This window comes from Pseudoalteromonas sp. PAR1 (assembly GCF_947311895.1).
Taxonomy (GTDB): domain Bacteria; phylum Pseudomonadota; class Gammaproteobacteria; order Enterobacterales; family Alteromonadaceae; genus Pseudoalteromonas; species Pseudoalteromonas lipolytica_C.
Genome location: NZ_CAMZMY010000022.1, coordinates 25,712 through 40,478, shown reverse-complemented (window position 1 = coordinate 40,478; position 14,767 = coordinate 25,712). Strand labels below are relative to the sequence as shown.

The following is a 14,767-nucleotide window of genomic DNA, read 5'->3' as shown; positions in this document are numbered from 1 at the left end:
ACTCAGGTATCGGGACAACAACCTTAAACTAACAAATTAGTCTTGTTTTGAACAGTGAATTTTAACTATAAAATACAGCTTACCTTAGTTCTAAAGTCTCTTTATTTTAAGTGCATTCAATTTCAATAAGTTAATATTAAACAAATTGGAAACATGCCCCATAATGGTATAGCAACTCCGCCAAATACCTAGCAATACAAGCTGTAACACATAGTGTGTTCATTCTATCTATGTCTTATAGATTAGGCTCACAGGGTGTTTTAAGTCTCATATGCAATATTGGAAAAGGCTTGCCCATATCATCTAAAGGGGAACGTGAGGCAACTTTAAAACCCATGTGCTGATAAAACCCAACTGCAAGTGGGTTTTGCTCATTTACATCCACTTTGTTGGCAGCTAATTGCTCAATTGCATAGTTCAGAAGTGCTTTACCAACCCCCTTACCTCTTGCGGCATCTAAAATGAACAGCATTTCTATTTTGCAATCGTGTACACCAACAAAGCCTAAAATTGTTTTATGTTCACTCTTAATGCACTTTAAAGTTACGTTGGGAAAAGCTTGCTCAATAATAATTGGCTTAAAAAAGGCGATGTCGTCTTCTGTTATAAAATCATGGGTCGCTCGTACTGAGTTTTCCCACACATCAAGTAGCTCTGGATAATCATCAGAGTTCACACTTTCTATTTTCACTGCAATCCTTTTTTATCATCAAGTACTTTATGTAGTTCGGTTAATGATAAAGATTTATAAAAGTACCAACCTTGGACTTGATGATCAGAATTATATTCTTTTATAAAGCTGTATTCTTCAACGGTCTCAACACCTTCAAAAATGACCAGACGATTTAGATTTGAAACCAGAGACATGATGGCTAATACCATATCCTTTTTGAATTCATCTGTGATCGATTGGGTAAGTATTTTATCAATTTTAATAATATCGAAGTTAATCTCTGTCAGCCAAACAAGGTTAGATACCCCGGTTCCAAAATCATCAAGTGCTATGACGAAGTCAAAATCTTTTGCCCTTGTCGCAAAATCAGATAACTCATTTAGAGGCAAACCTATACGCTCCGTTATTTCAATTTTAACTTGCTGAGGTTTTATCTGATACCTATCACAAAGCTTATTCAAGCGGTCTAAATATTCTGGAGTCTTAATTTCATAAGCATTTACATTAATGGCAACTGTGAATTCTGGGTCACGATGCAAAATCGGGGAAAGCTCTATAAATGCACGTTTAACCGAGTCATATGCCAACTTTGAGTACAAACTTAACTGCTCTGCAATACTTAAAAATAGTTCAGGTGATACGTTTCCATGAACCGCGTCTTTCCACCTAACCAAGCTCTCAACACCGACAATTTTACAATTTTTTAATTCAATAATTGGTTGATACTCTAAATATAAATCGCCGCTTTGAATGGCCTTACGCAGCCTAAACTCGATTGAATGATTCTTATCTAAAAATGAAATAATAGAGTAAGCAATTAAAAAGCTGACTAACCCGATCAAACAAATAAGTAATGCAGATACGTACAGAGGTAAATAAAGTAATCCAGGACGATTATTCGTTGTTTCAACACAGTATTGATACTTTTTACTACATATTTCTAATACCTGAGATTTCAAAAAAGTATTGTTTTTTAATTGGTACTGCGACGAGTAATTATGAAAAGTATGCTGCTTATTTTTTGACACAATTTTATAAGAAAACCCCTTATCTAAGTGATCAAAACTCTTAAAAGGCTGATTGATAGTAAAAGCAATAACGTTATCTTTTTTTGTAATGTCATATTTAGCCGGAACAGGGAAAATACCACCAACTTTAGCAGCAAATTGATAACCAGAAGGTGAATGATAAAAAACCCCTTCAAGTAAAAAAGGAGCGTCTAATAATCCCCAGTTAGCTGAACACAAAACCCTATCATCAAAAATCAATCCTAAATCATGGGTGTATTCATATTTTGAAAGAATTATACGAAGTTCGTTTATTGTCGTTGCATCACACTGACTCGGGGATATAGCAGAAACATCTCGCATCGAAGCCGCTAAATCACTCGATATGCTTTCTGCTTTTAATAATAAAGAATTGGCAAACTGTTTCTGGTAATTTAGTTGTAGATAACTAACAATGAGGTGAAAGGAAAAGATAAAAAAAACCATGATAAAAACTATATAGATAGTTTGTTTATTATTGTTTGTCTTTAATGTTTTTCCTTTCATGCGTAACTTATCTTTTAGTTATATTATTACAAAAACTAAACCTTAATTACCATTAAATCAACAAATTCCAATAAAAAAGGAACAGAAAATCTGTTCCTGATATAGAAAATGCATTTTGACCCAATTTTAACTACACCTTAAACTTACCGACTAGGTCGGTAAGTAGATGAGATAGCTGATTCAACCGCTCGCCATTTTCACGCGCTCCCTGTGCAATATCACTAACATCGTCAGCGGCGTTTTTAATTTCTACAACATTACGATTAATATCTTCAGCTACGTGCTGTTGTTCTTCGGCTGCGGTCGCTATTTGTGTGTTTAAATCACTTATATTAACGATTGAAGCAGTAATTTCGCTAAATTGCTGCTGTGCAGAATGCGCCAACTCAACTGTTTTATTTGTGCGGTTCAAGCTGGTTGTCATTTCTTTAGACACCTGATCAGACATCTTACGCAACGTATCGAGTTGACTTGCTATTTCTTCTGTTGACTCTGATGTTCTTTGCGATAGCGCTCGGACCTCGTCTGCAACAACAGCAAATCCTCGACCATGGTCACCGGCACGTGCAGCCTCAATAGCAGCATTTAGCGCTAATAAATTAGTTTGTTCAGCAATGCCACGTATAACACTGAGAATCGACATGATATTTTCACTTTCAGCATCGAGTTGGTTTATATCTTGAGTTGCTTTGGTGATCACTTCTGACAAAGATACAACGCTATCAACCGTCTCAGTAATAACACTTTGTCCAAGTTCAGAGGCTTGTTGAGTTTGCGAAGCAAGTTCGGCTGCATTTGCACAACTGGCAGAAACCTCATTTGCTGTTGCCGCCATTTCATTAATAGCTGTTGCCGCCATTTCAAGAGCTTGCTGTTGTTGAGATGTTGAACCCGATAATTGAGAAGCTTGTGACGAGGTGTGTGCAGAAGTCTCACTAACATTCTGTGCGCAGTCATTAATTTGCTTAACCAAGTCCGATATCAAGTTTAAAAATAAATTAAAGCTGTTTGCTAGTTTTGCTGTTTCATCGCGTGTTTTAATAACTAAACGCTTAGTTAAATCACCTCCACCTTGGGATATCTCCGTAAGGCCATCACTTACCTCAACAATAGGTGCAGAAATTAATTTAGAAATATAGCTAGCAACAAGAATGAATACAGCAATCAGAATTGCACTGATGACTAAAATGGTAATAGTCGTTGCGTTTGCTGCACTCATTACTTCAGATTTTTCAACTAGACCGATAAATTTCCAGCCTAGCTTTTGCGAAGTATAAATATTAGCCAAGTAATCTTTGCCATTAATGTCTATTTCAAACTGACCATGATTGTTATTGGCAAGCTGTTTGTATTTACCATTATCAATCTGGCTTAATTGTTTAAACCGATAATCAGCATTTTTAACATCAACCAGCACATTGCCACTATCTTCAATCAGCATTAGATAGCCGGTTTCACCAAGTTTAATGTTAGCAATAATATCTGTAAGGCCCTGCAAAGAGACGTCCATGCCCTGTACGCCAATAAACTCGCCAGCTTGTTTAATGGCTTTTACTGTGGACACTATAACCATGTCATCTGCCGCCCAATAATAGGCATTGGTTCTTACTGTTTTTCCATTTGCTGCTTTACCCGTTTTATACCAAGGCCTAACTCTTGGGTCATAATTTGCTGTCACTTCACCCTCTGGCCATTGAATATAACCACCTTGCTCGTTCCCCATGTAGATGTAAGCAAGGCCTGGATGGGTTTTGCCAAAATGATCAAATAAGTTAAATGCGGTTTTTTCTGTGTTACTGCCATTTGCGTGATCAAGTTTCACTGAATTAGGCGATTGCATATGGGTTTTAACGCCTTGCTCGGCGTCTAAAATAGCGGAATGAGAAGCAAGATAATCGACGTTTTTCTCTATTTCGTCAAAAAACATACTAATGCCGTTATCGACTTGTCTCGCCTCTCGTTCGCTTAGTTCAGCGAAATTATCTAATGCCTGCTGTCTTAATTGAGTAATGACTAAAACGGCAATAATTATAAGAGGAAGCGCAATGGCCGATGCAAAAGATAACTTTAATTTTTTAGAAATGTTCATGGAGAGTTCTCAGCTAGGTACTTACGAAAATATAGTTAATCACTTAACTTTCAGCAAGCTATTTAACTTATATTCAATACAACTAAACCACCATTGATAGATTAATAAAATAAGCAATAAGAATTGATATGTACCTACACTTTATATTGACACAAACTTGTAATGTACTAACTTTAAATATTGTGATTAACACGATTTTAACAACAATGGACTTAGCGGTTTCCAACCAATTGGCAGCATTTGCAGGAAGCAAAATTGCTGCCTATTCTTCTCTTGATTTAATAAACAGCAGTGCAGTATAGATAGTATTAAAACAACTTAGCGTAGTAAGTCTTACTGAATCGATAAATCAGCTAGCGTCTAAATTGCCTATCCCTACCCCATATTTAAGCATATAGCTAAGTAAAGCCTGAGCATCTGGGTGTTTATCTGCTTTTAACCCTGTTACAACACCTTGTTGATCTTCATCCGATTTATGCTGGCCTAACTTCTCTTTTGCCTGAATTGAGTCAAGTTCAATTTTAATACCCACTATGCCACGTAGTAACTTTGCTTGGTAATCGGCTGGCAACAAACTAGTGTCGTTTAAAATACTCGGCTCGTATTGGCTAATTAGCTCATCGAGGCATGCTAAGGTGTTGTCATCATCGAGGTACTCTACTTTCCCAATGGCATGAACCGCAGCGTAGTTCCAAGTCGATACAGCAGGTTTTTCTGCATACCAAGTGGGTGAAATATAACTATGCGGGCCATTAAAAACCACTAATACACGCGTATCTTGCAAGCTTTTGCCATGACGATTCGCTCGTGACACATGACCATATAAAGTGCCCAACTCGCCTTCATCAGGTTTATAAACTAAAGGCAAATGTGTTGCCTCAAATTCACTATCAACCATCAATGCAAAGCTGTAGTTTTTGATAAACTGCGACACTCGCTCTGGTGTCATTTTCCATTTATTGGGGGTGTGCATTACTTTCCTTTAGTGCTAAAAAAGGCCAGCAAACTGCTAGCCTTAATATTGAAATGTGTAATTAATGTTGGCCATCAACAATAATGCGTAACATGCGACGAAGTGGCTCTGCTGCACCCCATAACAATTGGTCACCAACCGTAAACGCACTGATATATTCAGGGCCCATCGCTAATTTACGAATACGACCTACCGGAATAGACAAGGTGCCGGTTACTTTTACAGGTGTTAAATCAGTTGAAGTAATGCCACGATCATTCGGGATCACTTTCACCCACTCGTTGTGAGAGGCAAGGATCTCTTCAATTTTCTCAACACTAATATCTTTGCGTAGCTTAATTGTCATTGCTTGCGAATGACAACGCATTGCACCAATGCGCACACATAAACCATCAACAGGGATAGGCTGCTGGCTGCTACCTAAAATTTTGTTCGCTTCTACCTGCGCTTTCCATTCTTCTTTACTCTGACCGCTTGGCATTGGTACATCAATCCAAGGGATAAGGCTACCAGCTAAAGGCACACCAAACTGATCTTGTGGTAAATCGCTTGAGGCAATTTTTTCGGTAACTAATTTATCAATTTCAAGAATCGCAGCATTAGGATCAGCAAGTTTGTCTGCCACTGTTTCGTGAATTGCACCCATTTGCGCAATTAACTCTTTCATGTTGCGTGCACCAGCACCTGAAGCGGCTTGATATGTCATTGGGCTAACCCACTCAATCAAGTCTTGTTCAAATAAACCGCCTAGCGCTAGCAGCATTAATGATACAGTACAGTTACCACCCACATAGGTTTTAACACCTTGCTCTAAGCCTTGATCAATCACGTCTTTATTGACTGGATCAAGAACAATAATGCTATCGTCACTCATACGCAGTGCCGATGCTGCGTCAATCCAATAACCTTGCCAACCTGATTCGCGTAATTGCGGGTAAACGGCTTTGGTATAGTCACCGCCTTGGCAAGTGACAATAATGTCCATCTTCGCAAGCTCAGCGATATCATTAGCATCTAAAAGCGGTTTAGCAGGGCCCGCAAGATCAGGACCTAATTGACCGGTTTGTGAGGTGGTGAAAAAAGTGGTGTCGATTTTAGAAAAATCATTTTCTTGTTGCATACGTTCTAATAACACAGAGCCAACCATGCCCCGCCATCCGACTAATCCTACTTTTTTCATTGTTTGTTCCACTGTTTGATTCATTCCAATTACCTAAACTGTTAAAAATTAAAGTCCATTGCGTGAGAGTTTAATTTTTACAGGGATAATCTAGCATTGCGGCCAAAGCAAAACCAGCGCAAACCGAGTAACATCAAAATTTTTCATCATCGTATTAGCGGACAAGCATCTGGTAGCACCATGTTTAGCGCACCAGCATGCACTTCAAAACGTTGTTGTTTTGAAGTGATTGGCTCGCCATCTAAGTTTATTGGCATTTCTGTTTGTGTTTGCCATTCAAGCCATGGCACTTGAAAACGTTTTACCCACTGTTGTGATGAATTAGGATAATTGCTGAGCTCTTCTATAACCGCTGGTACATCTGAAATTGCAAATGATGTAAACGCAACTAAATCAACCAAGCCATCGTTTATGTATGCATGTGGTGAAAGTTGCTGACCACCACCTGCTTGGCGGCCGTTACACACGGCTGCAGCAATAATATCGCCCGAAGTTCGCTCACCATCAGGGAGGGTAAGCTCGCCACTGTAAGGTACAAAGCTCAGCGCTTGAACAAGCCCTGCCAAGGTATATGCGCCACCACCGAGTAAGTTTTTCAGTGCAGGTGGTGTGGTTGCGGTAATTTTTGCCCCAAAGCCCGCACTGGCTACGTTTACAAAATAACGCTTATCAACCTCAACTGTATCAATTGCATACGGCTGACCCTGTGCGGCAAGTTCAAGTGCTGGCAAGTACCCGTCAGGAATCTTAGCGGCTGTGGCAAAATCATTTGCCGTGCCCATAGGTAAAATAGCAAGCTCTAAACGCTGTGATTTTTCCATTTTCATTAATGCATTAACGGCTTCATTAACAGTGCCATCGCCACCAGCCACAACAACACGTTTCACGCCTTCGTCAGCGGCCTCATTAATAAAGCGCTCAATGTCACCCCCTTCATAGGTAACACGCACAGCAAGAGACTGACTGGCTCGAAATTGACTAATTGCTTCACGAAGCTGCTCATCAGCCGCTTTTTTGCCATTTAAAATTAATCGTAAGTCCATTTTTAATCCCTGTTTAACACTTAGAACTACCATAACACGCAATGGTTTAATATACCCAAACTACCTCAAGATGCGAGTTTCAGTTGGAATTAAAAGCGATTTAGGCAAGGCATTGATTGCAAGTAATAGTGGTTCTATTGTTAAAATCAATAACGCAGTATAAATTGCTTTTAAACCAACCCTTTGGGCGCTTCACAGGCACTTACTCTCATCGTTGTTACTTCTTAAAAGGGACTGCCATTCTTGCAAAGTAACGCCTTGATATTAAGCACCTGTGAAACGCTGAATTCTGCATCTTGAGGTGGTTTGGGTATAGAAACAAAAAAGCCCTGCTAGTGCAGGGCTGAATCAACGTTAGGATTTATTATTGTATCCTTCCTTGGGGAGTTTAATTAAAACTCGTAGCTGAAGCCTAAGCTAAACTTAGTGCCTTCTTCTTTCTTCCAAAGCGATAAACCTTCTTGTTCAATTTCTTTATCTTGACCAAGGATGTTTTCAATTTTGAACTTAACTTTTGTGTTGAAGTTCGGGAAGTAAGAGTAAACTAGATCAAGCGAATGGAATGGCTTCTCTTCTGCATCTTCATTACCGCGAGTACCCGGTACAATAATACGCGGACCAAACACGTTATATACAAGCGATGTCGAGTGGAAACCATCAGCAGAGTCATAACCCATCTGTAAGTTTGCTACCCACTCAGAGTGACCTACTAAACGGCGCTCATCATTAGTGACAATGTTAGACACGGTATCGGCATCAAGTGCATCTTTTAATTGCTGCTCAAACAACGAATCAACGCCGTCAGAATCATCAATACCTAGTTTCACACTTGAGTCAGATAGCGTAACGTTACCCGACAAGAACACACTCGACCAATCGGCACTGATAAAACTAAAATCAGTCAAGAAATCAACTTCAATACCTGTTAACTCACCCGATTCAGCGTTTGCAGTTAATAGCTGTGGCGCAGCACCACCTACACCTGCAAGCTCTACCATTTCGATAGGGTTTGTAATGTCTTTGTAGAACAATGCAACTGATAAGTTATTGCCCGATGCCATATACCATTCAAAACGGAAATCAGCATTTTTAAGTTTTGAGCTTTGTAATGTCGGTGAACCACGAACTAGAAATTCAGTTAACGGATCAACGAAGAACGTTGAGCTTACATCACGCATATCTGGACGAATCGTTGTTTCGCTTAAATTTAAACGAAATTGCATTTCTTCATCCATGATATAAGTCACAGCTAAAGACGGATAAAAATCATCTTCTTTAATTGCTACTTCAGCGAGTTCATCCGTTGTTGCATCAAATAAGTTACTATGCGCTTTAAATGGTACTGATACTTGAGCAAAATCTTCCCAACGTACACCACCGGTAATACGCCATGTGTTGTCTAGGAAGTAATCAGCCATAAAGTAATAAGCATCTAACTTATGTGCCGCACTGTATTTATCACCGTCTGTTGTTCTGTCATCAAAAATGCCAGAACCCGTTGAGCTTGCATAGAAAGCATCATTATTGATGTTATCGTAAGCAAAAATCTCATCTAAACGTGAACCAAATGAATAATCATCTGAAATACCGCGGTGTGTAATACCGAATGTGGTGTTGTTTGCTGTACGGGTTTTCTCTGAGAAGTCGCCACCCACTTTTAGCTCAAGCTCATAGCCTTCACCATAAAATGGCATGCCCATATTCCAACCCCAGGTATCAACTTCATCATGAAGAACTTGGAATTCACGTGTTACGTTAGTTGCTGAAACGTCTTGTAATTGCTCAGAAACAAACACACCATCGTCGTAGTTACGTTGGAAAACAGCGTCTACACCACCTGGTGCATCACGGTTTGCACGGCTTGTACCTGCGTACCAATCAACAAACAAGTTGTTAAAGTCGGTAAAGTTGTGTGTGCCCTTTAATTGGCTAGAGAACATTTCACGCTCTTCATACACAACATCAACACGACGTAGATCACGTACACCTTCTTCCGTTTCGTTGGCATCATAGAAATTACGATTACGAACACGGTCACGCATGTCATGCAGGGCAATATTAGTCAGTTCAATTTTATGATTTGAGTTAAACTCATAACCAATATTGAAGGTACCACTCCAACGCACATTTTGTTCAGTCGATGTACCATCGTAATACTGAGCAAAACACTTGTCTTCACACCCTAAGCTACCGAGGTTTGTACCACTTTTCTCTTGTGCTACTTCCCACTCATTTTCGTAAGAAACCGCAGCTAGCACACCAAATGTACCCATTTCACTTTCAAAGCGATCGCCTAGTGAAACTGAAAAGCTCATTTCAGGATCAACGTCTTTTTCAGTTGCTGAAATGTTCCAATCAAGAGCCGACATCAATGCTTGGCGCTCAGCCAATGTTGTATTGATATCACCTTCAAGGCCTGCACCATAAAAGGCATCGATGAACTCACTTGGTAACGCACGAGTACCATCATCACGCCCCATCCAGTCATCATCACCACCTTCATAGAAGTAGCCTGTATCACTGTTATTGGTGTTATAAGAAGTACCAATATCGACTTTAAATAAAAAATCAGTCGGAATTGATTTGGTTCTAATATTTACGTTACCACCACCAAAATGCGCTGGCATATCAGGTGAAAACGATTTTTGAACACTTAAACTTTCAATAATATCTGATGGAAATAAGTCAAGCGGTACAACTGAGCGAGTTGGATCAGGACTTGGTACATACATGCTGTTAAGCTGAGTACTCGAATATCGCTCACCTAAACCACGAACATAAATGAACTTGCCATCAACAAGTGTCAAACCTGTTACACGACGAAGTGCTGATGCAGCATCGCCATCACCAGTACGAGAGATTTGCTCTGCACCCATGATATCGGCGACGAAAGCTTGATTTTGACGCTCTTGAAGAACCGCGCCAGCACTCCCTTTTAAACGCTGTCCTACAGCAACCACTTCTTCAATTTCTTGTGCTTCATCCGCTGCATAGGCAGTATTCACTGATAAGCCAACTAATGCTGCAAGCACTGCATGGTTTATCTTTGAACGCACAAGTTTAGAGGGGGTAAAAGATTTCATTATTATACTCCGAAAACAAAACTAGAAGCTGGCCGGGGTTGCCCCCGACCATGGATTAGAAGGGCTTAGTTAAGACCTACTTTTACCCAACCTGCTGTCCAGTCTGTTTGCGCATCCATTGCACCGATGTAATCTACTTGGTCGAAGAAGCTATTTAGGCTTGAAGCATCGAAACCGCTACCAAGTAGTGCTGATTCAGCACTTGGTTGATAACCGTTAGAGCTTAGGCCTAACATTGCTGCGTCCATGATAGAGTTACCTTCTTGGCCTTCGAACCAAGATTGAACATTCCCCGTACCAATTGCTTGGCTTGAGAAGTTGTTATCTGTTGCACATGCAACTACTGAGTGGCTGATAGTAAGTGAACCATCTTCAGCGCGAGGTGCTGAATCTGCGCCAACTCGTAAACAGTTTTTATAACCTTCACCACCTGTTACTACTACGTTTTTCAGCATACCCGCAGTACCTGCACGTAAACGGATACCGTTTACACCATCTGCACCGATGATAGTTACGTTAGAGATAGTAGGTGTTGTTAAAGGTGAAGCATTAGAATCAAACTCTGAGTTATCAGCTTCAATTGCATTGTCACCTTCAGATGAAGACTGCTTGATTAATACGTATTGTGCATTACCAGTCCAACCGAATGACCAATCTAGCGAGTCATCACCGATGTTTGTCAGTACTAAGTGGCTGATGCTTGCTGTACCACCGAAAAACTCAACACCGTCATCAAGGTTTTCGTGAACGTGGATATAATCAAGTTCAGTTTGGCTACCAACACCTGCAAGTGAAATACCGTTAAGTTCATCACCGTTACCTAGTGTTTTACCTGCTTGTTTTACAACAACATACTTAAGTGTACCTGAGTTATCTTCTGGTTGATTACCACCGAATTGACCAGCATCACCTTCTGCAGCCACACCACAGTTTGCTAGTTCATCAGCCGTTGTTTCACCCACTTGGTCACCACAAGAGTTAGCTGGTGCGTTACCAAGAAGTACCACACCGCCCCATTGACCAATGCCTGTTTCAGCACCTGTCATATCTTGGATAGATGTCATCACGATTGGCTGAGTTGCTGTACCTACCGCTTCAATCTTAGAGTCACGACGAACAACTAAGAAGTCATCACCACTTTCACCGATTAGCGTTGTACCAAATTGCACATAAAGTGTTGCGCTATCAGTACGGTCACCACCTACTGCTGTGCGGCCTTTAAGGATCCAGTGAGCATCGTTAGTTAATGTCACGTCTGATGTGAAAACAACATCTTGCGCTAGTTGATACACTGGCTTATCGGTAATTTGTGGGAAGCTTGCAGAAACATCAGTCGCTAGACCTTGTTCCATTGCGTTAGCGATATCTGTAGGGAAGCTAGGGTTAACAGCAACTGTCCAACCTTCCATCCAGTTATTGTCACCGTCAAATGCACCAATATAGCTTGTTTTAGTGAAGAATGGGTCAAGGTCTGACGCATCAACACCTGCACCTAATAGCGGCGAGCTTGATTTAGGTGTGAAACCATCTGTAGCAAGGTTTAATGTCGCTGCAGTAAGTGTTTGGTTACCAGTTTGACCTTCGAACCAAGATTGAACATTACCAGAACCGATTGCTTCAGAACCGAAGTTATTGTCTGCATTACATGCTACCACTGAGTTTTCGATAGAAAGCTCACCAGACTCAGCATTTGCTACAGAGTCAGAACCTACACGTAGACAGTTTTTGTAACCGTCAGGACCTGTGATAACCATGTTACGGATAACACCCGCTGTACCTGCACGAAGGCGAACACCGTTTTTACCGTCAGCACCAACAATCGTTACGTTTGAAAGTAATGGCTTAGTTAATGGTGTAGCGTTTGAATCGAATTCAGAGTTATCTGCTTCGATTGCATTGTCACCTTCAACAGATGATTGTTGGATATATACGTTTTGTGCACGACCAGTCCAACCAAATGACCAGTCAAACGCGTCATCACCAATATCAGTTAGTACAACGTTACGAACGTTGACAGTACCACCGAAGAACTCGATACCATCGTCAAGGTTTTGGTGAACTTGGATGTATTCAACTTTTGTTTTAGAACCAACACCTGCGAATGAGATACCATTTAGCTCATCGCCATTACCCAGTGTTTTACCTGCGTGTTTAACAACAACATAACGGATAACACCTGAGTTATCTTCTGCATCATCACCACCGAATTGACCTGCATCACCTTCAGCTGCAACACCACAGTTTGCTAGCTCTTCAGGTGTTGTTTCGCCTTGTTGGTCACCACATGAGTTAGCAGGTGCATTACCAAGTAATACTAAACCACCCCATTGACCGATGCCTGTTTCTGCACCTGTCATATCTTGGATAGATGTCATGGTGATTGGTGCTGTAGCATTACCATTTGCGTTAATTTGCGAGCCACGACGAACAACTAAGAAGTCATCGCCTGTTTCACCAATTAATGTAGTACCTGCTTGAACATATAATGTTGCGCTATCAGTACGGTCACCACCCACTGCTGTACGACCATTTAAGATCCAGTGTGCGTCATTTGTTAATGTTACATCTGCAGTGAAGGTTGTATCTTCAGCTAAACGATAAACAGGCTTGTCAGTGATTTGCGGGAATTCAGATGAAACGTCTGTCGCAAGACCTTGCGCCATTGCATTTTCAATATCAGTTGGGAAACCGCCATTGATAGCAACAGTCCAACCTTCCATCCAGTTATTTGTTGCGCTAAATGCACCGATTTGACCATTCGCTAATAATGGTGAACCAGCTAAAGGCATATAACCATTATCATCTAACATTAAATCTGCTGGTGTAAGAGTTTGGTTACCGTCTTGACCTTCAAACCATGCTTGTACAGTACCACCATTAATTGTTTCGCTACCGAAGTTATTAGCAGGTGTTTGACATGCAACAATAGAGTTTGTGATAGTCAGTGAACCGTCTTCTGCACGAGGCACTGAGTCAGAACCAACACGTAAACAGTTTTCATAGGTTGCAGGGCCTGTAACGAAAACGTTTTTCAGCATACCTGCAGTACCTGCACGTAAACGAATACCATTGTTACCTTCAGCGCCCACGATTGTTACGTTTTCAATGGTAGGGTTAGTCAGTGGTGTAGCGTTTGAATCAAACTCAGAGTTATCCGCTTCAATCGCATTGTCACCTAAGTTCGCAGCTTGTTGAATGTATACGTTTTTCGCTGTACCAGTCCAGCCAAATGACCAATCTAGTGAGTCATCACCAATGCTTGTAAGTACCACGTTACTTACGTTTACTGTACCACCAAAGAACTCGATACCATCATCTAAGTTTTCGTGTACTTGAATGTAATCAACTGTCGTTGCTGAACCAACACCGGCAAATGAGATACCGTTTAATTCATCACCATTACCCAGTGTTTTACCTGCATGTTTAACAACTAAATATTTCAATGTACCTGAGTTATCATCTGCAACGTTACCACCGAATTGACCTGCATCACCTTCAGCTGCAACACCGCAGTTTGCAAGTTCGTCTGAAGTTGCTTCACCTTGTTGGTCACCACATGAGTTTGCTGGTGCATTACCAAGAAGAACTAAACCACCCCACTGACCGATTGACGTTTCAACATTAGTTACATCTTGAATCGAAGTCATTGTGATTGGCTGGCTTACAGTACCTACTGATTCGATTTGTGAACCACGACGTACAACTAAGAAGTCGTCACCCGATTCACCAATTAATGTAGTACCTTGTTGGATATAAAGAACAGCGTTATCAGCACGGTCATTACCTACAGCTGTACGACCATTTAAAATCCAGTGAGCATCGTTAGTTAGTGTTACATCAGCTGTGAATGTAGTGTCTGCTGATAAGCGGTAAACTGGCTTATCTGTAATCGTAGGGAATTGTGAAGAAACATCTGTTGCTAAGCCTTGTGTTAAGGCATTTTCGATGTCAGTTGGGAAACCAGTTGTTGCGTTTTGAGAATCATCACGACCTGATTGGTCGCCGCCGTTATCACCATTGTCACCACCATTATCGATGATGTTAGTGATGTTATCACCTTCGTTGACAGTGGTGTCGCCTTCTTTAACGACTAAATCACCACCACAACCAGCTAAAGAAACTGCTGCAGCTACCAAACTAACTTTGAATAAGTCAGATAATTTCATTGTTCAC

At 40.7% G+C, this 14,767-nt stretch carries 8 protein-coding genes; all 8 read right to left on the bottom strand.

Going from position 1 to position 14,767, the window contains the following annotated elements:
- Positions 1–235: 235 nt before the first annotated feature.
- The 8 genes from QL229_RS16310 to QL229_RS16275 all read right to left on the bottom strand — a co-directional run bounded on the left by QL229_RS16310 (position 236) and on the right by QL229_RS16275 (position 14,760).
- Positions 236–691 (bottom strand): GNAT family N-acetyltransferase, encoded by a 456-nt coding sequence (locus tag QL229_RS16310; RefSeq protein WP_138558683.1) that lies wholly within the window; start codon positions 689–691, stop codon positions 236–238.
- The gene (locus QL229_RS16305; protein ID WP_138558684.1) at positions 688–2,226 is read right to left on the bottom strand and encodes an EAL domain-containing protein; all 1,539 of its coding nucleotides are present in this window, start codon (positions 2,224–2,226) and stop codon (positions 688–690) included. Before QL229_RS16305 ends, QL229_RS16310 begins: the two co-directional genes overlap by 4 nt.
- A 130-nt stretch (positions 2,227–2,356) precedes the next feature.
- The gene (locus tag QL229_RS16300) at positions 2,357–4,315 is read right to left on the bottom strand and encodes a methyl-accepting chemotaxis protein (protein WP_138558685.1); all 1,959 of its coding nucleotides are present in this window, start codon (positions 4,313–4,315) and stop codon (positions 2,357–2,359) included.
- A 349-nt stretch (positions 4,316–4,664) separates the two neighbouring features.
- The gene (locus QL229_RS16295; RefSeq protein WP_138558686.1) at positions 4,665–5,288 is read right to left on the bottom strand and encodes an FMN-binding negative transcriptional regulator; all 624 of its coding nucleotides are present in this window, start codon (positions 5,286–5,288) and stop codon (positions 4,665–4,667) included.
- 61 nt (positions 5,289–5,349) lie between these two features.
- Positions 5,350–6,492, bottom strand: a complete 1,143-nt coding sequence (gene asd / locus QL229_RS16290) for an aspartate-semialdehyde dehydrogenase (protein WP_138558687.1) — start codon at positions 6,490–6,492, stop codon at positions 5,350–5,352.
- Positions 6,493–6,614: 122 nt separating this feature from the next.
- The gene (gene yegS, locus QL229_RS16285; protein WP_138558688.1) at positions 6,615–7,511 is read right to left on the bottom strand and encodes a lipid kinase YegS; all 897 of its coding nucleotides are present in this window, start codon (positions 7,509–7,511) and stop codon (positions 6,615–6,617) included.
- A 392-nt stretch (positions 7,512–7,903) separates the two neighbouring features.
- Positions 7,904–10,594 (bottom strand): TonB-dependent receptor, encoded by a 2,691-nt coding sequence (locus QL229_RS16280; protein ID WP_281547166.1) that lies wholly within the window; start codon positions 10,592–10,594, stop codon positions 7,904–7,906.
- A 65-nt stretch (positions 10,595–10,659) separates the two neighbouring features.
- Positions 10,660–14,760: a hypothetical protein gene (locus tag QL229_RS16275; protein WP_188729859.1), complete on the bottom strand. Its 4,101-nt coding sequence runs from the start codon at positions 14,758–14,760 to the stop codon at positions 10,660–10,662.
- Positions 14,761–14,767: the final 7 nt, after the last annotated feature.

What these genes read in the sequence shown, in the direction of transcription:
- QL229_RS16305 (WP_138558684.1), bottom strand. Translation starts at nt 2,226, where the DNA reads ATGAAAGGAAAAACATTAAAGACAAACAATAATAAACAAACTATCTAT.
- QL229_RS16300 (WP_138558685.1), bottom strand. Translation starts at nt 4,315, where the DNA reads ATGAACATTTCTAAAAAATTAAAGTTATCTTTTGCATCGGCCATTGCG.
- QL229_RS16295 (WP_138558686.1), bottom strand. Translation starts at nt 5,288, where the DNA reads ATGCACACCCCCAATAAATGGAAAATGACACCAGAGCGAGTGTCGCAG.
- asd (WP_138558687.1), bottom strand. Translation starts at nt 6,492, where the DNA reads ATGAATCAAACAGTGGAACAAACAATGAAAAAAGTAGGATTAGTCGGA.
- yegS (WP_138558688.1), bottom strand. Translation starts at nt 7,511, where the DNA reads ATGGACTTACGATTAATTTTAAATGGCAAAAAAGCGGCTGATGAGCAG.
- QL229_RS16280 (WP_281547166.1), bottom strand. Translation starts at nt 10,594, where the DNA reads ATGAAATCTTTTACCCCCTCTAAACTTGTGCGTTCAAAGATAAACCAT.
- QL229_RS16275 (WP_188729859.1), bottom strand. Translation starts at nt 14,760, where the DNA reads ATGAAATTATCTGACTTATTCAAAGTTAGTTTGGTAGCTGCAGCAGTT.